Origin of the sequence: Spirosoma aerolatum (genome assembly GCF_002056795.1) — a bacterium.
Classification (GTDB): domain Bacteria; phylum Bacteroidota; class Bacteroidia; order Cytophagales; family Spirosomataceae; genus Spirosoma; species Spirosoma aerolatum.
Genome location: NZ_CP020104.1, coordinates 209,827 through 232,294, shown reverse-complemented (window position 1 = coordinate 232,294; position 22,468 = coordinate 209,827). Strand labels below are relative to the sequence as shown.

The window sequence follows — 22,468 nt, the reverse complement described above, 5'->3', positions numbered from 1 at the left end:
CCGTACTGGTAAATAATTTCAAACTAGTACTAATCTTATAGCCATTTTGTGCTAATTTGTTACCATATAATACAATTTATTAATCAATAATTAGTTATATTTGAAAATAGCTTCGCTTGAATAAATTTTTCAACAAGTAAGATCCTATAATAATCAGCCAAATTATATGGAAAAGGAAAAAGAAAACAAGGACTATTCCTGACTGAAAAAACCTTAAATAATTAGCTCTATATTTTTAAAGCCATACACCAAGTTATTACATAATTATAGGCTTTTAACAGTCTTAGTTTACCATTTTAGTCAGCAAAATTGAATATTTTACTAATTAATCGGCAGATATTGGTTTACTAAAGTGACTTTCGCAGTTGATTTTAGTCAAAGGGGGTGACATGTATGTGAATTACAGATGAATACTGATACTATGGAGAAAGATGAAAAAATTAGACGGAACCGCGCCAAAACAACTCAGCGCATCGTTGAAGCGTTAGAGGATGTTATCGCGGAGTACGGTTTAGAAGGCGTTGGCGTCAATCGGGTAGCCGAAAAAGCTAATGTCAGTAAGGTATTAATTTACCGGTATTTTGGTGGTATGGAAGGGCTACTTGAATATTATGTAAAGATGGGAAAACTATTTCCGGTCTTTACCCCTGCTGTATTAGACCAAATCCGTCCATTACATGAATCAGATGTTGCTCGAATCTGGTATCGTCAAGTAATTCAAACCTACCGTTACTTTCGTACCTTCAAAGCTGCTCGTGAAATTCTGAAAGCCAGCGTGATTGAGAATGACTCAATTGCCTCGACTACTACACGGGCCCAGGATGAAGAAATGACCCGACTGGTTAGTCAACTGTCTTTTGTCAAAGGCGCAGATACTCAGGCCGTTTCGGCTGTTATTCTTGGTGCTATGAACTATCTGACCATTATGGCGCAGAATGACAATACCATGATTAGTATCGATTTACGGAGCGAAGAAGGATGGCAGCGTATAGAAAATGCCGTTAAAACCATCTATATCGCTTTAAATAAAATGGCAATTGGTTCAAAAGATGTTCAGCTCGAACTGCAGTCGTCCCACCTGCCTATGGCACAGTGGTAAGCAACATGAACAATGAATAATGCAAATTGAATAATGCTATCGCTCTGACCGAGAAAATACCATTATTTAATTTGCATTATTCATTGTTCATTTTCTTACCGAACCTGTACTGTTTTTAGTTGCGGGCCAACTCCTTTAATGGTCAACGACTTCCATTTCTTCGGAAGCTTTGTCTTGAGCTGTACAATACCTGCATCCGTTATATCCAGCCCCCCAAAACCGTTTAGCACGGCCTGTAACATCCCTCCTGCCCCGGTTGCAAAATAAGGGTTCGTTCCGCCTGCCGTTTCGGACAGGACACCGAACGGAGGCACTTCGTTGGGTTTATAACTTTTCACGAACCAGTCATAGGCTTTGTCGGGTTGGCCCAGGCGAGCGTACAACGTCGACAAGACCGACCAACCCATAGCCGGCCCTTCGGGCGAGTACCGAGGTTCATAGTACGCTAAATCTTTTCGAATAGCGGCTTCGTCTTTGACAATCGTAAGCGGATAGGCCAGCAGGTTCACGTCAGCCTGTTTGATCGGCACCCCATCGTAGGTCCGATTTTCCTTTGTCGTACCATCCGGAAATTTCAGAATCGGGATATTGTCAGCTACCTGCTTCCAGTCAGGATTAGGCGTTATCCCCAAATCCTGAGCCGCTTGTATGGCAAACTGTAGCGAAGTACGGGCCATGCCGTTGGTAAAGGCGTTATCATCGATATTTTCCTGCCATTCATTAGCCCCGATCACATTGTTGATATGGTATTTACCCGGTCCTTCCCGCTCTACCCGGCTGGCCCAGAAATCTGCTACTTCTTTGAGCATAGGATACCCCCGTGTCCGAAGCCATTCCTTATCCTTCGTAACCTGATAGTATTTCCAGAACGCCCAGCCGACGCAACCCGTAATGTGATGCTGGAACGGGCCTGTTAATGCCCAGACAGGTGTAGCTTCCTGCCCATCGGCATCCGATTCCCATGGAAACATAACCCCGGCATAGCCATGACTAAAGGCATTCTGTTTGGCCATCGGTATCCGTTCGAACCGATACTCAAGGATCGACCGGGCGATTTCGGGTTTTAACTCCAGAATAGCCGGGTACATCCAGAGTTCAGTATCCCAGAACACGTGACCGTTATAACCCAGCCCGGAAAGACCCATTGGTGACAGACTATAGCCTGTTCCTTCGCGTACAAACGAATACAAATGATAAAGTGCTGACCGAACGGCTCGTTGGGCATCAGGATCGCCTTCAATAACAATATCACTTTGCCAGAGTTTTACCCACTCGGCATTATGACGCATAAGTAGCCGTTCGGTGCGTTCGAGGGCAGCAAAGAGCGTCAATCGCTCGGCTTCATTGTGCGGATCGGCGGTATGGGCTGTTGACGACACAGAGCCCACTACGCTAAATTTATAGGTTTCGCCCGCTTTCAACCGTTTCTTAAACTTGGCCAGATGCATGTTGTAATCCCAATCTTCATGAATTACGTCGGGCTCCTGACCATGAGGCTCTTCAAAGATAAAGCTGGTAGAAGCAGCTACCGTATGACGTCCGGTCGGGCTTTTGGCTACAGAAGTCAGTAATCGAATGGTAACGTGCGAGCGATCAATCTCTGAATAGAAATTTTTGACTTCTTTCAGATTTTCAGGCGTTTCGATCACACTCATCGGAATAATCTCACAATCCTTTTTAGCGGTTATCTCAACCATTGTCAATTCTGAAAACGGCAGGTGTCGTAGGGCCATCATGGTTTGCCGTACACTGACTTTATCCTTGTAATCGAAGGTGGTGGTGAGAGTGGCTTTCTGCATGTCGAGCGTCTGCCGATAATTGGCAATCTCTTTGGGTGTCAGGCGCTGCCCATCCACATCCAGATTCATGTTGGCGAAGTTGAACACTTTCAGGATGTTTGACACCCGTCCACGCCCATACGTATCAAAAGCTCCGTTCAGCACCACATCTTTCACCTTCATGGGTTCGGGCGATGACACCAGGCCGATCATACCATTACCTACTGTGATTCCGTAATAATTGGCAGGATTAATGTTCTGACCAACAAGTTGCCAGGCAGCCTGATCGGATTGAGCCTTCACAACGGGCAACAATCCGCTTGACGCCAGCAGAGCGCTAAATAGTAGTTGTTTGTTAATCATAAGTCTATCATAGGTGAAATAAGGGCTAAAAATAATACTATTTACAGAGTCAAAATAGCCCTTATCCGTTTTTATCGTCCGTGTCGGTGCGGACGCCCAACGCGCACTGGACGGCTACGGCCTCGCATAATCCCGCCTAACAAACTACCTGAGTCGGTGCGCAGTAAGCCAAATCGTAGATAAATCCCATAGAATGTTTTCGAACTGTCGGTCTGTTCGTTACTGAAGTCATAATAGCCTGTTGTAAGGCCAATGCCTACTTTAGGGGCGATCTGAGCAATAATGCTGTAGGTCAGCTCAAGCATCAGGCTACCTTGTTTGTCAAAAACCCATCCTGCCCCAATGGTCATTTCGTTGGCGAAAATGCCGTAGTTCGCTACATCCATCGTCACACGTCCTTCCAGAAACAGTGTAGTGTCGGGGCGTAACGAGTTTCTCCCGAAGGCAATACCTAAATCAATCACGTTGAACGACTTTCCAATTTCAATATTCTGTGCGATTCGATCTTTGGGGCTGCCAGCTCCCGTATAAATTGAAAAAGGAGTGGTACGGACGTAGATCGGTGCCGCCTTAAAATTGAAAATCGATCGGGTCGAATCTTCCGACGACCGACTTAGCGAATGGTAAGTTTGCAGGGGCGTAGATAGCTTTCGTGTCGTGTCAGCTTGAGCTAATGTATTTGACCTTAAGCCCAATGTGGTAACGATCAACAATAAAAATCGCAGCATGTGAATCGAAAAGATTAGGAATACGGTTACATATCACCAATTTCCAAAAAAAATCCCCACTTTTCAGAAGCGGGGATTTTTTAATAGACTTTTAACTGTCATCGGCTGGCTATGGCAGACTTACGGGTATGAATTTTTTGCATGACCCACTTCCCTACATTTTCGCCTTCGACCTGTCCATTTACTAACGCAGCGCGGTAATGGATACCTCCATACATACGACTGATTGAGGCTTCATCGGCTGCTTGCCGGATGGAAGAAAACGAACGAACACCATGGCCGTATTGAAATTCTGTTGAATCGGTAAAAGCAATGTGATCGCCCATCAGACTAGTCAAAACGGTAGCAGCTGCTGTCGAAATAACGCTGTGTCCACTCGGATATTCAGGAAATGGTGGAGTCTGAAGAAAGGGCGTCCATTTAGGGTCGATGTATTTGTTGATGACCGTCTCGGGACGAACGGTTTTGCTCCGGTACTTCTCGTCCCAGCATGAAATAAAACCGTCGCTGACGGCAAAAGAGGTCAGTGTATACGCTTCAACGGTTTGCATCATGTTCAGCTTTTTCTGCTTAGCGACCGTTTGGGCAATGGCCAGCCAGTGACCACCCGGCGTCATTTTTTTACTGGCAAACATGACATGGCCCGCTACGTTCATCACAAAGGCATTATCGTCCCAGAAGTAAGCAATATCCTGCTTCTCTTTATCCAGATTTTGACCAGTTTTATAAACCTCTTCAAGCTCTTTTTGGTAGGGGCTTCCCTTGGTCAGGTTGTATGGCAATGGACGGGGAGGCATAAATTGACTACAGGTATCCATAGCCCAACAGCGAAGTTTGTTCCACTGAGGCTCAGCCGCATCCATATAAGCCGGTGGGGTTGGGACCCAACTCCCTTCTTCATTTGTAACGGTATGCTTGAAACCCCGCGTTTGCTTGTAACTATCTTTAGCGGCATAATCCAGAACGTGCTTGGCTACGGCTTCACCATAGGCCATCGACCGTTCGTACACATCATCTGGTACACCGTCTTTTTTGTACTGCTCGTAAAAGTCCTTTTCGAATTGATCGTAGAAATCGACCGAAAACGTTAAGGCTCTCGCTACGGTCAGAAAAGCCCGCGTGCTGGCCAGTGGAAAGCAATACTCTTTTCCTGCCTCTGGCTTTGGCGGGGCCTGAAATCGCTTCAACTGACCACCCAGCGACTCATAATGCGGATCGAAGGGAACCAGCGCTTCATAACCAGCCAGATTGGCGTAGGAGTAAATTCGGCTGGCAACCGGGGGCGAAAAAATATCGTGAATAACGACTTCGGTCAACTTGTTCAACGCCGAGTTGTAATACACGACATTTGAGGCTTTGGCATTGTATTCGGCTGGCGAAGCAGGTTTTTGACAACCGGCAAATCCAACTAGTAAACATACCAGTAGGCAGCCAACGTTCAACAGAGATTTCATAGGATAAATAACAAGTTAAAAAAGCACCAGCCGCTCTTGACAGCGAATGCTTATCTACAAAATTAACAGAAAATAAGGCGAAAAATACAATACCTGATTCGTCTCATTTTAACAACAGCGATTTAAAAAGCTGTATTCCGTTACCATTTCGGGCAACGGCGATGAGTGATCCCTGCGACGTTCGGATCAAGCGAATATCCCGGATCTCGCCGTTCAACAGGAAACCGCTATCTATCGGCGACAAAGCGGCAAAATTACCTTTGCCGTCATTGCGTAATACAAGTCCATAACTGCCGTCGTAACGCCCCTGATACGTACTGACGCTATAGAAATTACCCCCTCCCAATACGTCGAGATCACCGTCCTGATCAAAATCAATTACCTGAAAAGCAAACAGCTTGGATACCTGTGCCATCATGGGCAGTTGATGAACAACAAATTTACCATTCTGATTTTCCAGATAAACTGATGCGAACTGATTTACCGTAAACTCATCGGCATCCTTCAACTCATTATCGGTAATCACTTCATGCAGCGGCTTTCCGGCAAATGATACGTAATCGGTAAATCGTTTGTTGATAATGCTGGGCATCTGCTTACCAAGCTCGTCTTTAAAGGCCAGCGGATACCAGTCTTTGCCCCGGTTGTAAGCGATGATTTGTTCAGTACTTTGGTTATTATCCACATCCTTTACCCACATACGTAGCTGTGATTCGGGCGCTTTCTGCAGTTTCGTATTGGTCCCCAGATTGCCAGCGATAAGGTCCATATCCCCATCTTTGTCGAAATCAGCCGCTACAATACGTTGATAAAAACCACTTAGCGGGGTTTCGTCGGCTGTAATTGATTTGATCTCCTCAAACTTGCCATCGGTATTGGCAAAAATACGGACAGGCATCCAGTCGCCTGCTACAATCAGGTCGGCATCTTTATCGCCATCGTAATCGGTCCAAACTGCATCGGTTATCATGCCGGCTTTACGGAGCCCGACCGATAATCGTTCGGTTTGATCGGAGAAATGGCCTTTGCCATCGTTAATGAGCAGATAGGAGTTCGGCAATTTTCCATAGCCAAATCCAACGACGCGCCCACCGACAAACAAATCCAGATCACCATCCTTGTCGATATCATAGGGCCGAACGCAGCTCTTATTATCGTACATGGGAGGTAGGGCATTTACCGAGCGACTGAAATGGCCCTGACCATCATTCAGATACAAGCGATCGAACTGTTCCGGCATTTTGTCGTAAAACTCGTTCCCACCCGACACGACGTACAGGTCCAGGTCTTTATCGCCATCGGCATCAAAGAAGGCCGCGTCTACATCTTCGTACGTTGAGTCTTTAACGAAATCAGGTTGTGCCATTGGGACGAATCGGCCGTTAGGCTGCTGAATCAATAAGCTTCCCGGCTGCCATTTGGCCCCTCCGGCATAAATATCGTCCAGCCCATCGCCATTGACATCCCCAACGGCCAGATGAGGGCCTTCGGTAGACACCTGGAACGGAATCAATGGTTCCCGGACGTAATCGAAATATTCTTTGTTTTCTTTATGCTGGTAGGGAATGGAATCGGCCGTCGTTATATCGGCAAAAAGAGGCTGTGTAGCCGACATTGTGTAGCGATAGCGAGTACCATCGAGCCGGGCATCCGACTGGTTTAGGGTTAGTAACTGATTGGTTTTTACGTTCGTTCGCACTTCCATCTGCTGGTTCGGCCAGATCACAATGAGCGAGTCGATCAAATCATGGCTGCCTACACCAAAGAGCAGTTCTGGAGCTACGGACGATTCGAAGCCACGCGTTGGCATCAGTTGCTGTACCTGGATCGTATCGCCGTGCGCTTGGCCGCCATATTTCAGAATTACCTTGCCACCAACCCCGAATGTATTTGGAGCAGTCCCCTTTAATCGAACTGTCAGATGCTTATTGTCCGGGAAAATGGTGCTCGCATCGTTGCGATAGATTCCGGCAGGATCATCAATATTATTGGTAATCAGATCCAGATCACCATCGTTATCCAGGTCGGCATAGGCGGCTCCATTCGAGTAGGTTGGTGCTTCGAACCCCCAATCTTTCGATTTATCATCGAACCGCAGCGACGACGTTCCCCGATACAGGTAGTTATGCACCTTACCGTCCGGCATCAGTTTGATAGCCCGTTCGTCCAGCGACCGCGAGGTTTCCATCGCATACCGCAGCGAATCGTCGGCGGCAAATTTTACATAATCAAGGTTATTGGGTCGGTGAACAATCCCATTACTGATGAATAGGTCTTTGATGCCATCATTATCGTAATCGGCCAGCAATGGCGACCAGCTCCAATCAGTAGCAGCAATACCAGCCATAGCCCCCACTTCCATAAACTTCCTGCCCGACAGATTGAGCTGCAAACAGTTCCGGCTGTACTGGTTCATGTAGCCATAAGCCAGTTTATAGAGGTAAATATCAATAGGGTCTTCGCCCAGAGATGATTTTTCGACGGTTTCGTCTTCGGGATACATATCGAGCGTTACCACATCGGCAAACCCATCATTGTTGACATCGCCAATGTCGTTACCCATCGAAAACCGACTGACGTGCTGAAACGACTTTTTAACGCTTTCAGTAAATGTACCGTTCTGATTGTTGATGTAGTAATAATCGTCTTCGTGAAAATCGTTGGAAACATACAGATCTTCCCATCCATCGTTGTTCATGTCGGCTACCGAAATCCCCAGCCCATAGCCCATGGCAGCGCCATAAATACCCGCCTGCTCACTTACGTTTATGAAGCGGGGTGCACCGCCAGTTTTTTGCTCCTTGCGCCGTGCGCCCTGCTCCACGCTCAAGTTTCTATACAGGTAATCACCCGACTCGTTGTGTCGGAGATTTCGAGCTGATACACGGTCGTAGCTACGGGAAGTATGTACGGCATGGTTAAGCAGGTAACAGTCCAGGTCGCCGTCGTGGTCGTAGTCAAAGAAAGCTGCCTGAGTCGAAAAACCCGTAAAATCGAGACCATAATCGGCTGCTTTCTCGGTAAACGTACCATCGCCATTGTTGATGTACAGTTCGTTTGAACCCTCCAGCCCACGGAAATTACCAACAGCACAAACGTAAATATCCAGAAACCCATCGCCGTTCACATCGGCCATCGTCGAGCCCGTCTGCCAGTCGGAAAACCCTTCTACACCTGCTTTTTCGGTAATATCCTCGAACTTCAAATTGCCCTTGTTCAGATACAGCTTATTCTTTCCCTGATTGGATACAAAATACAGATCGGTCAGACCATCGTTGTTGATATCACCTGCCGATACGCCCCCGCCATTGTAGAAGTACAGATAATCCAGAATGTTGAGCTTCTCCGTAGGAACGAGGTGATTGACAAAGTCGACGCCCGTTTGCGTAGAATCGAGGGATTGAAATAACGTCTTCTCGGATTGAAAGGAATGACAACCGGCCAGCGCTAATGCACCTGCCGTCAGAAATAAAGCTATACATTTCATCTTGTTAGGAGCGAGGAGCGAGGAGCGAGGAGTGAGCATGCGGACGCGAAAAAAGCTTGCGTCCGCATGCTCACTCCTCGCTCCTCACTTCTAATTACTTCATTAAAAATATTTGTGCCCGGTCGTTATTTTTAGCCAGGATGAGTTGGCCTTGCGTCAGTCGGGCCATATGCCGGACCTGCCCACGCACAAAAAATCCTGATTGGGCCGGATTAATAAAATCGTAGCTGATTGTCCCGTTGGCGGCTTTACCTTTATTTTTTAATACCACACCAAAGTTGGCATCATAGCGGCCGATTTCAGGGAGTACGTCCAGAAAATTGCCCGTTAGCACTAAATCGGTTCGGCCATCATGGTCATAGTCTGCAAAGACCACACCACACACAGGCGAAAACTGCGCTTCGTTTGGTAAAACCTGGGCCATAAGTTTACCTTTTCCATCATTGATCAACAACATCGTTTGGGCCGTAAATGCCTGCTTGACGAGAGCCTGTTTTAACTGGTCTTCATCCAGAATCTCAGTTATCTTTTTGCCTGCGTAATCGCCAAACTTCACAAATTTCTTTTTGATGGTAGGCATTTCTTTCTGCAAATCGCCCTTAAGCACCATTGGGTATAGCTCGCCGGTTTCGTCGGCGCAGTTGATGATTTGCTCCAGCGTTCCGTTGTGGTCGAAATCACCGACGTAAATTTCTGCCGGGGTCGTTTGTGTCGCTTTAATGCGGGAGTTTAAACCCAAATTGCCCACAACCAGATCCAGGTCGCCATCGCCATCGGCATCGCCAGCGGTGACGCAATTCCACCATCCATTCGTTTTTATCGGCTCTCCCTGCTCATTTTTGATTGCCATCTCCTGATTTTGAGCAAGTTTCCCCCGTTTGTTTTCAAAAACCCGAACCGGTTCCCAATCGCCCACAACGATCAGCTCGGGATATTTATCGCCATTTAGATCGGCCCAGGTAGCCGAGGTTACCATACCTAACCGCTCGGCATCGGGCAAAAACCGTTTTGTATAATTTTTGAAATTTCCGGTCCCATCGTTTGTGAGTAGATAGCTGGCCGGATCACGTCCATACTGGCCCGGAATTAGCCGGGAGCCGACAAACAAATCGATATCACCATCCTGATCAAAATCGGCTGCGGCTACGCAGGAACCACTGGCTTTCAGATTTGGCAATCCTGATTCGGAGCGTGTAAACCCACCTTTTCCATCATTTAGATACAAGCGATCTACTAACTCTTCGGCTTCGTTGTCAAATTCATTACTGCCCGACACTACGTATAAATCCAGATCCTTATCTCCATCGGCATCGAACAAAACAGCATCGACAGCCTCATACGTTGTATCCTGACGCATCACCGCCGGAGTTTTATCAACGAACTTACCAATAGGCTGTTGCAGAAACAATTGTGCTGAGTGTCCACTAGCCCCGCCCAAAAAAACATCATCGAGGCCATCACCGTTCACATCGCCAGTGGCTAAAGCTGGCCCCTGAGTCGACTGCTGTTGCTTTAAAAGCGCATCGCGGTTATAATCAACAAAATTGCTTTCAGTATGCACGAAATTCAGGCCTGAAGCGGCTGTATTATCTCGGAAAACAGGATTTGGCGTAATCGGTGAGGGTTTCCAGGTTTGAGAAGCCTCCTGCTGACGAAGGGTAAGTAACTGATTAACCTTTGGCTGGCGAATAACCTGCATTCGGTCATCTGGCCAAATCACTTTCACTGAGTCAATCTTGTCCTTATTCCCGAATCCAAATAGCATATTCAAATCGACCGACGACTCAAAGCCCCGGTTGGGCATCTGTTGCAGCAATTGCTCCTGTCCACCCTGATACGCATAAACTCTTGTCCCAATGGCATTTCGATTAAATCCTATACCTTCCAGTTTTACCTTCAGGTAGTTGGTTTTATGTTTTTCAATGGACAGGTTCTGGTAGATGGCAACGGGCGCATTCACATTATTGACAATCAGATCCAGATCTCCGTCATTATCCAAATCACCATAGGCAGCCCCGTTCGAAAAATCAGGCTCCGAAAGTCCCCAATCGAAGGCTTTATTAGTGAAGTGCAGATTACCGTCGTTATGGAACGCATAGTTTGGAACAGCTTCGGAGGGTGCCTTGTCCAGAAAATCTTTGAAATTGAAGGCACGTTGCCGGGCAATCTGCGCCATATTTTCGCGGTCGGCCAGGAAGTTGACGAAATCCTGATCGGTTACGTCTTTGGCTATTCCATTAGCGACAAACACATCTTTCAGGCCATCATTGTCCATGTCGAAAATCAGAGCGCCCCAGCTCCAGTCGGTGGCATGAACGCCCGCAAACCGGGCCACTTCACTGAACGTAGGCAGACCGTTGTTGGCAGATTGGTTTCCCTGATTCAGATGTAGCATGTTTTGCATGAACTGATAATGGAAATCACGGCCTACTTTTATCTGTTCCAGATCATGCCCTTCGAACGTCGATGTTTTCTTAAGCCGACGATCATTACCCGGCAGCATATCCGTAATGAAAATATCCAGCCTGCCATCGTTATTTACATCGGCAATATCGGCTCCCATTGAGGACAGGCTCGTATGGGGCATGGTTTCCTTAATCGACTCCCGAAATGTGCCGTCGTGGTTATTGATATAGAGGTAATCGCGCTCGTAAAAGTCGTTGGATATATAAATGTCCAGCCAGTTATCATCGTTTACGTCACCAATGGTAATTCCCAGCCCAAAACCAATCAAGCTACCATAAATACCCGCCTTCTCGGAAACATCGATAAAGTTGGGGGCAGTATGCAAGGTGTTAACATCATGTTCCGTGCTCCGCGCTCCCTGCTCCACCATCATATTCCTGAATAGCTTGTGCCCGCCCAACGAATCGCGCTGTGCCCGCAGGTTTGCATACGCCAGCTTCCCTACGGGCATAAAGCTGTTGTTGAGCAGGTACATATCCAGATCGCCATCGCGATCGTAGTCGAAAAAGGCCGCGTGTGTCGAAAAACCTTTATCAGCTAACCCGTACTGAACGGCTTGCTCCGTAAACGTAGGAACGCCATTCGCATCATTCCCATTGTTGATAAAGAGTTCGTTGGCCCGGTCGTCACCATCGCGGATACCCGCATTGCATACGTATAGATCCAGGCGGCCGTCGCCATTGACATCGGCAAAGGTAGCTCCTGTACTCCAGGCTCTTTTTCCGGCTACACCCGCCTTGGCCGTTACATCCTCAAATTGAATTCCCCCTGTGCTCTTGTTACCTTTATTGAGGTACAGTTTATTATCACCCATGTTCGCAATCAGGAACACGTCTGAAAAGCCATCGTTATTTATATCGCCAATCGCCACGCCCCCGCCATTGTAGAAATTGCGGTAATTGAAGATGTTAAAATCCTTGTCGTCCGTAACTGTATTGGCAAAGTTGACCTGCGTTTGGTCGGCGGTCAACTTTTGAAAGAGCGGATCTGAGGGTGTTTGCTGACCTGAACGGCAACTGGCAAACAGACCAGCTACCATGATGAATAGACTAATGCGACTTAGCACAAGCACGGAATTTAAAGAACGTATTTTTACCAAAAACAAGAAGTATGAACAACGGTAAACCTTCTCTAAAAATGGACTGCAAATGTAACGAATTATGTGCGTAGATTAAGCATAGAAGCCCAATTAAAAGGCTTTTAATCAGTCAATAAAAACAAAAAAGCAAGCCCAGAAAGCTTGCTTTTTTGTTTCAATCAAACTAGTGATTAATACCCTGGATTTTGCTTCAGATTCGGGTTCAGCGACAACTGATCTTTTGGAATCGGGAACAATTGACGGTAATCCTGCGACGCAGGTTTAAAGCGCCATGCCTTCGTAAACTGACCGAAACGAATCAGGTCCTGGCGACGGTGTTGCTCCCACGCCAATTCACGGCCACGTTCAGCCAGAATTTCGTCGAGGGTCAACGTCGTGTAGTTAGGCATGCCGGCCCGAGCACGGATGATGTTGAAATCGGCAAGCGCGTCGGCCGTTTGACCTAACCGGAATTTCGCTTCACCACGCATCATATACACGTCAGCCAGACGGTAGATAACAAAGTCATTATCCTGATCGGTGAACGTATTATTTGCCTGAATCTGGTATTTCTGGCTACGAGCACCTGCCAGACGACCATTTGCGCCTGCATCGAACACAAATGATTCAACTTCCGGACGGAATACCATGGGTAGTGCATCATCCATTAGTGGCTTACCAGCGGCATCATACTGCTGACCAACAATCCATTGCTTTTTCCGGATGTCTTTATCATCAAATGAATTATAAAACTCCGTTACCGTTGCCCAACCATTCCAGGGAGCTGTTCCCAGGTTATAGGTCAACTGATTCAGGTAGTGAAGGGTCTTCATTTGCACGTTAAATCCAGTCCGCTTCGATTTGTCAAAGGGAGTTGCCAGAATGGTTTCCGTAGAGTTTTGATTCTGGGTCACGAAGTTGCTGAAGTAATCACCAGCAATCTGGAATTTACCTGATTTGATGATGTTATCGCAACGGGTAATCGCGTCGGCCCAGCGAGCTGTACCTGTATACACTTGCGCGTTCAGATACAGTTTAGCCAGAATCATATCGGCTACCCATTTGTTCATACGGCCATAATACGAACCACGAGGCTCATCGCTCAGGGTTGGATATACAGCCAGTAACTCTTTCTCAACCCAGGCGAACACTTCAGCCCGTGTACTTTGCTTCGGTGAAGCCGATGTAACAGCATCAGAGATAATTACATTCCCAAACAAATCCATCGCCTGATAGTGGAAGAACGCCCGCAAAGCCCGTAACTCAGCCTTGGTATTAGCATCCGTAATTGTCCCCAACTGTTGGTTGATAGACGTGATGTTGTTATAACACCAGGACCAGGGTCCATTGAACTGGCCGTTATCTGTAACAGGATCCCAGGTGTGTTGATATAACCGTTTCCAGTTGTCACCGTCTTTCCAGTCGCCACCCCGGGTTGGAACAATCTGCTCGTCTGTGGTCGTGTTCAGGTTCGACATGTTCCCATAATAGTCACCCAGACCATTATAGAGTGGCCCAATAAGCGCGGCCTGTTGAGCGGCCGTGCTTCCAAAGCTTCCACTGGTTGGGATAACATCATAGGTAGTCTCACTAAGGTCTGTGCAGGATTGTCCTACCAGCATCAATGCCGAGCAGCCCAAAAGCACTTTTATAGTTATTTGTTTCATCGAAGTTTTTGATAATTAACTAGTTACAGTGTTAGTCACAGGATGTGATTCTAACGATTTGTCAACTAAAAAATTTACCAAATCGACTATTCTTTGACGAATAGTCGATTTGTGAACCAAAAGCAATTTAGAAGGTCAGATTAAGGCCCAACTGGAACGAACGGGTTTTAGGATAAACGGTATTACCATATCCACCTCCATCTACACCAATCGTATTAGGTGCTTGTGATCCCGCTTGTAAATCAGCCTTTACCTGTAGTTCAGGGTCGACACCTTTGTATTTGGTAATAACAAACAGGTTATTACCACCAACATAAATGCGGGCGTTTGAAATGTACTTGCTGGTAGGCAACGGAATGTTGTAGCCAACCTGCCAGTTATCGAACCGAACAAATGAACCGCTTTCCAGCCAGTTGGTCGACAGTACGTTTACACCGTAGTTTTTAGGCAGATCCGTTACACCTTTCAGCATATTGGTTTCCAGAATTGACCCTGGAATTAACAGGTTCGACCGGATAGCATTCAGGATGGTGTTACCAAACGTTCCGCGCAATTGGAAATACACATCGAACCCTTTGTAGCGGAATGTGTTAATATACGACGCATTCAGGAAGGGCTGTGGATTACCCTGCATTAATGGACTTCCAGCATTGACAGCTGCAGCCGCATCTGAATTTTTATAATCCACCACTGGTGTATCGCCAGTTGCCGGTTTCAATAATGGCTGACCATCTGCTGAGTAGCTCCCTGTAAACGTAGGTACGTTATTGAACTCACCCAATGGCTGACCAGGTGCCAAATAAGAAGCAAACACATCGGACAGGCCCCGACCATTAAAGGGGTTAAACCGCACCAGCCCAGTACTAAACTGATCATTTGACAGCGAAACAACTGTGTTTTTGTTATAGGCACCTACAACCCGTGCATTCCAGGAGAAATCACCTTTCTGGATTATATCGCCCCCAAACGATAATTCAAACCCACTGTTCCGCATCGAGCCTACATTGGCCAGAATTTGGTTGGTAAAATACGTAATACCATCAGCAGGTACAGAATAGAGGTACAACATGTCTTTGGTTAACTTATTGTAATATTCTACTGTACCCGAAAAACGGCCACCGATTAGTTGAAAATCCAAACCAACATTTGCTGTCGTCAGTACTTCCCATTTCAGGTTTGGGTTAGCGTTCTGTGTGATACCATAGCCTGGCAGAAAATCACCCAATTTCCCATCATAGTAAGTACCTTTCTGACCATACAACTGGATCGAATTATAGGCAGCAACCCCTTCTGAGTTACCTGTTTGTCCCCAACCAGCACGAAGTTTCAGGAAGTTAAGTGTGTTGCTCTTTGGGAAGAACGACTCGTTGGTAATGGTCCAGCCTAAACCCACCGAAGGAAACATACCCCATTTGTTGTTCGCACCGAATTTAGAACTGCCGTCCCGACGAAGAGTTGCCGTAAGGTTGTACCGGTCATTCATATTCAGCGTGGCCCGACCAAAGAAGGAAATCAATTTCGAGTTATTATGGTATGAGGTAGCATAGTTGTTAGCAGGACTAACCAGCGTACCAGAGCCTAAGCCCAGGTTATTATACGTGATATCGCTCGTTACGAAACCCGAGTTGGCTGCCTGAAAGCCATCGTTATCAAAATTCTGGTATGAATAACCTGCCAATAACGAGTAGTTGCTATTCTGACTGCCAAATCCTTTGGTGTAGTTAGCCGTGAGTTCCAACAATTTCGTGTTTGACTCGGTGTAAGACCGGCCTGCACGACCATTGTTAGCGGCAAATGCTTTGATGGCTGGATTTGTGTAGAAGTTACCGACGGTGTTATCCCGCTGGATCTGGCCACTAACGCCCAATGTTAATCCATCCAGTACCTCGTAGCGCAAATTCATACCGCCCTGCAAATACCGCTGAACGCCGTTGTTGACAACGTTCTCCATCATGGCAACCGGGTTGAAGAGGTCAAAACTACCCCCTACTTCATAATAAGATCCATCTGGGTTGCGAACCGGCAATGTTGGCAGGAAAGTTAGGGCACGGCCAAAGAAGCCATTATCATAATTCTTGTTCGTTTCAGTATAGGACAGATTGTACTGGACGTTCAGTCGGTTGTCAAACGATTTCTGATCGAGATTGATACGGCCGGTTAGGCGATCCAGCCCCGTTTTTCTGATGATCCCGTTCTGATTGATATAGCTGAGCGAACCCCGATAGCTGAAGGCTGGCGAACCACCCGCAATAGCGAGATCGTGGTTGTTAATGAATGCATTCTGTGTAACTTCCTTCGTCCAGTTCGTATTGTAATTTCCATCTGGAAAACGCTGCTTATCATTTAATGAGGCCGCGCCTTTGATCTGCGTAACGGCATCCCGATAGCCTTGAGCATCCAGCATGTCATACGTTTTCGAAATCGTAGATACACCTACATAGTTATTGAACGTAACCGTTGTTTTACCCGACTTCCCACGCTTGGTGGTGATGAGGATGACGCCGTTAGCCGCCCGCGAACCATAAATAGCAGCAGCAGAGGCATCTTTTAATACATCCATCGACTCGATATCGGCAGGAGAAATGGTAGTGATGGGAACCCCAATCATACCATCCACTACATACAGTGGGTCGGAACCACCAGCCAATGAAGTATAACCACGCAAACGAACCGTTGGTGACTGGGTCGGATCGCCAGAGGGCGATGTAATAACCAAACCCGCTACTTTACCCTGAATAGCCTGTAGTGGGTTGGGGTTTACACCGGCATTGAAATCTTTGGAAGTGACCTGCGTAACAGAACCCGTCAAATCTTTCCGCTTGGCGGTACCATACCCTACAACCACAACTTCTTCAAGTGCTTTTGTGTCGTCCGACAATTTGATGTCTACCGTCGAGCGGGCACCAACAGCTACTTCCTGGCTAGTATAGCCAATAAAGCTCATCACGAGCGTAGCATTATCAGGCACGTTCGCCAGCGAATACTTCCCATCGGCGTCCGTATTCGTACCACGTTGTGTGCCTTTAATTTGCACACTTACTCCAGGCAAGCCACTGCCTGAAGGATCTGTAACTCTTCCCGTTACGGTGCGCCCTTGCGCCCAGGCTGCTGAGTTACCCAACAGCAGCAGCATTACCAGCACCGACAAAAACCCCAACAGGGAATTCTGTCTGACTAACTGGGGTTGGGGTTTCCCAACCTGACCTACGTACTCACCGAAGCGGTTAATTTTGTAGGATTTGTCCATCATAGGTTTACAGTAAAATTTAGAGATAGGTAATTTATTAGGTTTTAGTTAAGATTCTACAATGTCGCCTACCTTAAGGTAACGAATTTACAAGATAAATATACTTATTCTGCAAAATTTAGAAACCTGGCAGGATTTTTTAGAATTAAACCTGAACCATTTGGCGAATTACATAAGGTTAAGCATAAAATACAAATTGTAGCCGGTTAAAATTTAGGAGATTGCCGTCAATATTGTATCATAAAATTCCTTAAACACAGGATTACATGTTATACTTTCCCTGCATCAAAGCGCTTGTCGACTTAAAGTTACTTTCTATAAATCAGCACGTTAGCAAAGGAATATTCGAAGTTATATTTTACTTTTTCCGGCAAATACCTGGTCGATATTTTTTAAAAGCGATGGCCCGATTATGCATTATTTACAGTTAATTTTGCCTAAGTTTTTTAGTGCCTGATTCCTCTAAGTAGTTTTTACGCGTTTATGAGTGCCGAACCTCTCAAAAATCTAGCCAGCCAGCTAACCGGCGACCTTTTCGATGACTTTACGCATAGAACTTTATATGCTACGGATGCTTCGGCCTATCGGGAGATGCCTACAGCCGTTGCTGTCCCTAAAACCATTGAGGACTTAAAGGCACTTATTGCGTATGCCCGGCAGAACAAAATACCCTTAATTCCCCGCACGGCGGGTACATCATTAGCAGGTCAGGTAGTCGGTAACGGGATTGTTGTTGACGTCTCCAAACATTTTACCAAAATATTGGAAGTCAACCCAGAAGAGCGTTGGGTACGGGTTCAGCCGGGCGTGGTCAGGGATGAGTTGAACCTGTTTTTAAAACCATACGGGCTTTATTTTGGCCCCGAAACCTCAACGGCCAACCGGGCTATGATTGGGGGTATGGTCGGCAATAATTCCTGTGGTTCTAACTCGGTCGTTTATCGGGCCACCCGCGAACACACACTAGCTGTAAAGGCATTGCTGGCCGATGGGTCTGAGGTTGAGTTTGGTCCAGTGAGTGGTTGGGAACTTACCAAGCAAGTTAGTGAAGCAAGTCGTAAAAATGGGTCGGCAACACTGCTTGATAAAATTCTGCTCAAAACGAACACGATTCTATCAAACCCTGAAAATAAGGAGGAAATCAGGCGTAACTTCCCCAAAAAAACCATCGAACGGCGAAATACGGGCTATGCATTGGATGCGCTGTTGGACATGGAACCATACACAGAAGGTGGGGAGCCGTTTAATCTGGCCAAGTTTATTGCTGGCTCCGAAGGAACGCTGTGCTTTCTGACCGAAATCAAGCTTAATCTGGTTCCGCTACCTCCGAAAGAAAGCGGTTTGGTATGCGTCCATTGTCACTCCATCGACGAATCGCTACGAGCTACGCTGATTGCGCTGAAGTATAAACCCTACGCTGTTGAACTGATCGACGACATCATTCTCGAACGGGCAGACTCCAACCCTGAACAGCGGAAAAACAGCTTCTTTGTTCAGAAAACACCAACCGATCACTTCCCGATTATCCTGGTTGTTGACCTGTCGCGCGATACCAAAGCCGAAGTTGAAGCAATAGCAGCTGCCATGATTGCAGAAATGCAGGAGGCAGGCATGGGCTACCATTACCCGCTACTGTTTGGCGAAGACACCAAGAAGATCTGGGCGTTGCGCAAGGCGGGCCTTGGCTTGCTGGGCAACCTTCCCGGCGACGAAAAAGCCGTAGCGGTAATTGAGGATACCGCCGTCGATGTACGCGACTTACCCGATTACATCCGCGACTTCAACGAAATCATGCACAAGCATAATATGCATTCGGTGTACTATGCCCATGCGGGTTCGGGGGAGTTGCATCTGCGGCCAATCATCAATCTGAAAACAGCTGAGGGACATCGTCAGTATCGGCAAATTGCCGAAGACATCGCCACGTTGGTTAAAAAATACGACGGTTCACTTTCGGGTGAACATGGCGACGGGCGGCTTCGGGGCGAGTTCATCCCGCAAATGGTGGGAGCGCACAACTATGAGCTGATGCGCCAGCTAAAACACACCTGGGATCCGGAAGGCATTTTCAACCCAGGCAAAATTGTTGAAACGCCACCGATGGATACATTTCTTCGGTACGAAGCCGGTCAGCAAACGCCTACTTTCCAAACGTATTTCCGGTACAAAGACCAAACGGTTTTGCAACATGCCGAGCAATGTAACGGTTCGGGCGATTGCCGGAAAACGCAGGCATCGGGCGGAACGATGTGCCCCAGTTACATGGCCACCCGCAACGAAAAAGATACAACGCGGGCACGGGCCAACATTCTGCGTGAAATGCTAACGCATTCAACGAAAGAAAATCGGTTCGACCACAAAGAAATTAAAGACGTTTACGATCTGTGCCTATCCTGCAAAGGCTGTAAAAATGAGTGCCCATCGAACGTAGACGTGGCTAAGCTGAAAGCTGAGTTTTTGCAGCATTACTACGATTCCAACGGGGTTCCGGTCCGTTCGTGGCTCATTGCCAATTTTGCGAAACTGTCAGGCATTGCGTCACTTGTCCCCTGGGCCTGGAATGGCGTGCTGGGCACCCCGGCTCTCCGGCGTGTTGCTAACCGACTCGTTGGTTTCCACCCCGATCGTACGATGCCGTTAATGGCCAATACAACGGTAAAAAAATGGTTTAGCAATAGGCCTGAGGAACGAGGTGCGAGGAGTGAAAATAGCTTGCGTCAGCCTTCCTCACGCCCTGCTCCTCACGCCGACCCGTCGAACCGCTCGCTCCTTCTTTTTTGCGACGAGTTTACCAATTTCAATGATGTCGAAGTTGGGCAGAAGGCGATTCAATTATTCGAGCGGTTAGGCTATCAGGTTATTATTCCTGAGCATGGTGAAAGTGGTCGGGCTGCGCTGTCGAAAGGGATGCTGAAATACGCAAAAACGCTGGCGGAGAAGAACATTCGGCTGTTAAAAGATGTCGTTACGTCAGAAACCCCATTGGTTGGTCTGGAACCATCGGCAATTCTGACGTTCCGCGATGAATACCCCGAACTGGTTGACGAGTCGTTGGTAGAAGATGCCAAAAAACTGGCCGCAAACACCCTGACTTTTGAAGAATTTATTGCCCGCGAAGTTGATGCCGGACGTATCCGGGCCGATCAGTTTACGGACGAAACCCGAGTGATTAAACTGCACGGTCACTGTCAGCAAAAAGCGGTCTCGTCGCTGGTACCTGGTAAAAAAGCGCTTTCCTTGCCCAAAAACTATTCGGTTCAACTGATACCCTCTGGGTGCTGTGGTATGGCTGGTTCGTTTGGCTACGAAGCAGAACATTACGACGTATCGATGAAAGTGGGTGAGTTAGTCCTTTTCCCGACCGTTCGGCAGCAGCCTGAGGAAGTTATCATAGCCGCACCGGGTACGTCATGCCGTCACCAGATTAAAGATGGCACTTCCCGCAAAGCCAAACATCCTGCCGAAATTTTACTGGAAGCGTTGCGCTAGATTTACTTTATTACATAAACCGCAAGGACGCTAAGGCGCGAAGAGTATATAAATTCTTTGCGCCTTAGCGTCCTTGCGGTTACGTTACATTAGCTAAGTTTCTCAAATGGCCATTGCTTTCGATAACCTGCTGATACCAGAAATCCAATAATACCTAGGCCAATTACGGTTAGCCCGGAAAGCATAAACGTCAGACCCGTTGAGAAGAAAATAAATAGCCAGACAGCTATAGCCAGGAATACTGGTAACGGGTATAAAGGCATTCGGAATGGAAAGAACTCGGGTTTCCGACGACGATGCAGCAAAATCAGCCCAATTGCCTGGCCAACAAATTGAATCACAATCCGCATAGCCAGAATAGCCGTAATCACATCCCCTAGCCGGAATAGCAGACTGAAAAGAAAACCTAGCCCGCCCAAAAACAGCAGCGAAACATAGGGGAATTGGCGCGTTGGGTGCAATCGGGCGAAAATTCGAAAAAACTGCCCATCAGCAGCAGCCGCGTAAGGCACCCGTGAGTAACCCAATAAAACGGCAAACAACGATGAAAACGCTACCATCAGGACTAAGACCGTAGCCAACTGAGCTGCGCGATTTCCGTACAATGTTTCGATAAACGTGCTTACAATAAAGGTGCTTTCCTGAGCCGTTCGCCAGGGTACTACGCTAACGACGCTGACGTTCATCAGTAGGTACAGCACAGCGATGCCAACAATCGAAATAAACATGCTGGCGGGAATATTCCGGGTGGGGTGCTTAATTTCACCCCCCAGATGGCACACATTGTAATAACCTAAATAACAGTAAATTGTCTTGACGGATGCATGACCTAAACCAGCAGCCAGCAGCCTGCTACTTCCCGAACCCATAGCCTGCAAGGTGTCGCCTATGGGAATCCGAATATTACTCAGCCCCCAATAATAATTACCCCAAGCGTGAGTAGAACAGCGCCCCACATGACCAGGCCAATTTTGCCAATCGAATCGATTTTCCGATATAAAAGTGCAATGATCACCAGCACCACCCCACCCGAAACAGCTTTTTGCTGCCATACTTCCAGCGGCATTAAATAAGTGGTATACTGAGCGAAACCAATGGCGCCCGAAGCCACAACAAGGGGAGCCTGAATCAGCGTTTGCCAAACATACAGAAACGAAAGGAGACGCCCCCAACGCTGTTCGCCATACGCAATTTTCAGGAAATTGTAGCTACCGCCAGCCTGCGGAAAGGCGGCCCCCAATTCGCTCCAGACAAAGGCATCAATTAAGGAAACCACCGCACCCAATACCCAGGCCCAAAGAAATAGGCCACCACCCATCGTTTTGATAATCAGAGGCAATACGACAAATGGCCCAATGCCAACCATGTCGATCATATTCAACGCAGTACCCTGCAACAGCGTCAGGCGACGCGGTAAAGCGGTTGGGACTGAATCAGAAGCGTGCGGAGTAGATGTATCGTTGCTCAATCGTGTAGTGGGTAGCCAGATTAAGTTAAGACGAGGTGCTATTCCAGAAAGGCAGGAAATGCCCTAAAAGTTCGCCAACACAGCTTTGTCAGACATAACAATAAAAAGCCCTGCACTCATTACGACGAGTACAGGGCTTTAAAA

At 47.2% G+C, this 22,468-nt stretch carries 11 protein-coding genes; 2 read left to right on the top strand and 9 right to left on the bottom strand.

The features are described 5' to 3' along the window. The first annotated feature begins 406 nt into the window (after positions 1 to 406). Positions 407 to 1,099, top strand: a complete 693-nt coding sequence (locus tag B5M13_RS00920) for a TetR/AcrR family transcriptional regulator (RefSeq protein WP_080053875.1) — start codon at positions 407 to 409, stop codon at positions 1,097 to 1,099. A 95-nt stretch (positions 1,100 to 1,194) separates the two neighbouring features. On the opposite strand, the gene B5M13_RS00915 is transcribed toward B5M13_RS00920, so the two are convergent. From B5M13_RS00915 to B5M13_RS00885, 7 genes are all read right to left on the bottom strand, one after another. After that, a complete protein-coding gene (locus B5M13_RS00915; protein ID WP_080053874.1) occupies positions 1,195 to 3,240 on the bottom strand; it encodes a glycosyl hydrolase family 95 catalytic domain-containing protein in 2,046 nt (681 codons plus the stop codon). A gap of 71 nt (positions 3,241 to 3,311) precedes the next feature. After that, positions 3,312 to 3,968 (bottom strand): hypothetical protein, encoded by a 657-nt coding sequence (locus B5M13_RS00910; RefSeq protein WP_080053873.1) that lies wholly within the window; start codon positions 3,966 to 3,968, stop codon positions 3,312 to 3,314. Between the two features lie 98 nt (positions 3,969 to 4,066). Next, positions 4,067 to 5,422 carry a vanadium-dependent haloperoxidase gene (locus B5M13_RS00905; protein WP_080053872.1) on the bottom strand — a complete coding sequence of 452 codons (1,356 nt, stop codon included), beginning with the start codon at positions 5,420 to 5,422 and terminating at the stop codon, positions 4,067 to 4,069. A 103-nt stretch (positions 5,423 to 5,525) separates the two neighbouring features. Next, positions 5,526 to 8,909 carry a VCBS repeat-containing protein gene (locus B5M13_RS00900; protein WP_080053871.1) on the bottom strand — a complete coding sequence of 1,128 codons (3,384 nt, stop codon included), beginning with the start codon at positions 8,907 to 8,909 and terminating at the stop codon, positions 5,526 to 5,528. A 94-nt stretch (positions 8,910 to 9,003) separates the two neighbouring features. After that, complete coding sequence (locus B5M13_RS00895; RefSeq protein WP_080053870.1) at positions 9,004 to 12,414, bottom strand: VCBS repeat-containing protein; 3,411 nt, start codon at positions 12,412 to 12,414, stop codon at positions 9,004 to 9,006. A 230-nt stretch (positions 12,415 to 12,644) separates the two neighbouring features. Beyond that, entirely contained in the window at positions 12,645 to 14,120 is a 1,476-nt protein-coding gene (locus tag B5M13_RS00890; RefSeq protein WP_080053869.1) for a RagB/SusD family nutrient uptake outer membrane protein, read from the bottom strand. Positions 14,121 to 14,247: 127 nt separating this feature from the next. Beyond that, complete coding sequence (locus B5M13_RS00885; RefSeq protein ID WP_080053868.1) at positions 14,248 to 17,370, bottom strand: SusC/RagA family TonB-linked outer membrane protein; 3,123 nt, start codon at positions 17,368 to 17,370, stop codon at positions 14,248 to 14,250. A 480-nt stretch (positions 17,371 to 17,850) separates the two neighbouring features. Here B5M13_RS00885 and B5M13_RS00880 point away from each other — a divergent pair, with 480 nt between their 5' ends. Beyond that, complete coding sequence (locus B5M13_RS00880; RefSeq protein WP_080053867.1) at positions 17,851 to 20,856, top strand: FAD-binding and (Fe-S)-binding domain-containing protein; 3,006 nt, start codon at positions 17,851 to 17,853, stop codon at positions 20,854 to 20,856. A gap of 89 nt (positions 20,857 to 20,945) precedes the next feature. On the opposite strand, the gene B5M13_RS34385 is transcribed toward B5M13_RS00880, so the two are convergent. Next, positions 20,946 to 21,725 carry an APC family permease gene (locus B5M13_RS34385; RefSeq protein ID WP_262508063.1) on the bottom strand — a complete coding sequence of 260 codons (780 nt, stop codon included), beginning with the start codon at positions 21,723 to 21,725 and terminating at the stop codon, positions 20,946 to 20,948. 38 nt (positions 21,726 to 21,763) lie between these two features. After that, a complete protein-coding gene (locus B5M13_RS34380; RefSeq protein ID WP_262508062.1) occupies positions 21,764 to 22,324 on the bottom strand; it encodes an APC family permease in 561 nt (186 codons plus the stop codon). Positions 22,325 to 22,468 lie beyond the last annotated feature (144 nt).

Bases quoted from the DNA above. Each gene is read 5' to 3' on its own strand.
- B5M13_RS00880 (WP_080053867.1), top strand. From the start codon at position 17,851: ATGAGTGCCGAACCTCTCAAAAATCTAGCCAGCCAGCTAACCGGCGAC.
- B5M13_RS34385 (WP_262508063.1), bottom strand. From the start codon at position 21,725: ATGGGTTCGGGAAGTAGCAGGCTGCTGGCTGCTGGTTTAGGTCATGCA.
- B5M13_RS00885 (WP_080053868.1), bottom strand. From the start codon at position 17,370: ATGATGGACAAATCCTACAAAATTAACCGCTTCGGTGAGTACGTAGGT.
- B5M13_RS00920 (WP_080053875.1), top strand. From the start codon at position 407: ATGAATACTGATACTATGGAGAAAGATGAAAAAATTAGACGGAACCGC.
- B5M13_RS00905 (WP_080053872.1), bottom strand. From the start codon at position 5,422: ATGAAATCTCTGTTGAACGTTGGCTGCCTACTGGTATGTTTACTAGTT.
- B5M13_RS00890 (WP_080053869.1), bottom strand. From the start codon at position 14,120: ATGAAACAAATAACTATAAAAGTGCTTTTGGGCTGCTCGGCATTGATG.
- B5M13_RS00910 (WP_080053873.1), bottom strand. From the start codon at position 3,968: ATGCTGCGATTTTTATTGTTGATCGTTACCACATTGGGCTTAAGGTCA.
- B5M13_RS00895 (WP_080053870.1), bottom strand. From the start codon at position 12,414: ATGGTAGCTGGTCTGTTTGCCAGTTGCCGTTCAGGTCAGCAAACACCC.
- B5M13_RS00915 (WP_080053874.1), bottom strand. From the start codon at position 3,240: ATGATTAACAAACAACTACTATTTAGCGCTCTGCTGGCGTCAAGCGGA.
- B5M13_RS00900 (WP_080053871.1), bottom strand. From the start codon at position 8,909: ATGAAATGTATAGCTTTATTTCTGACGGCAGGTGCATTAGCGCTGGCC.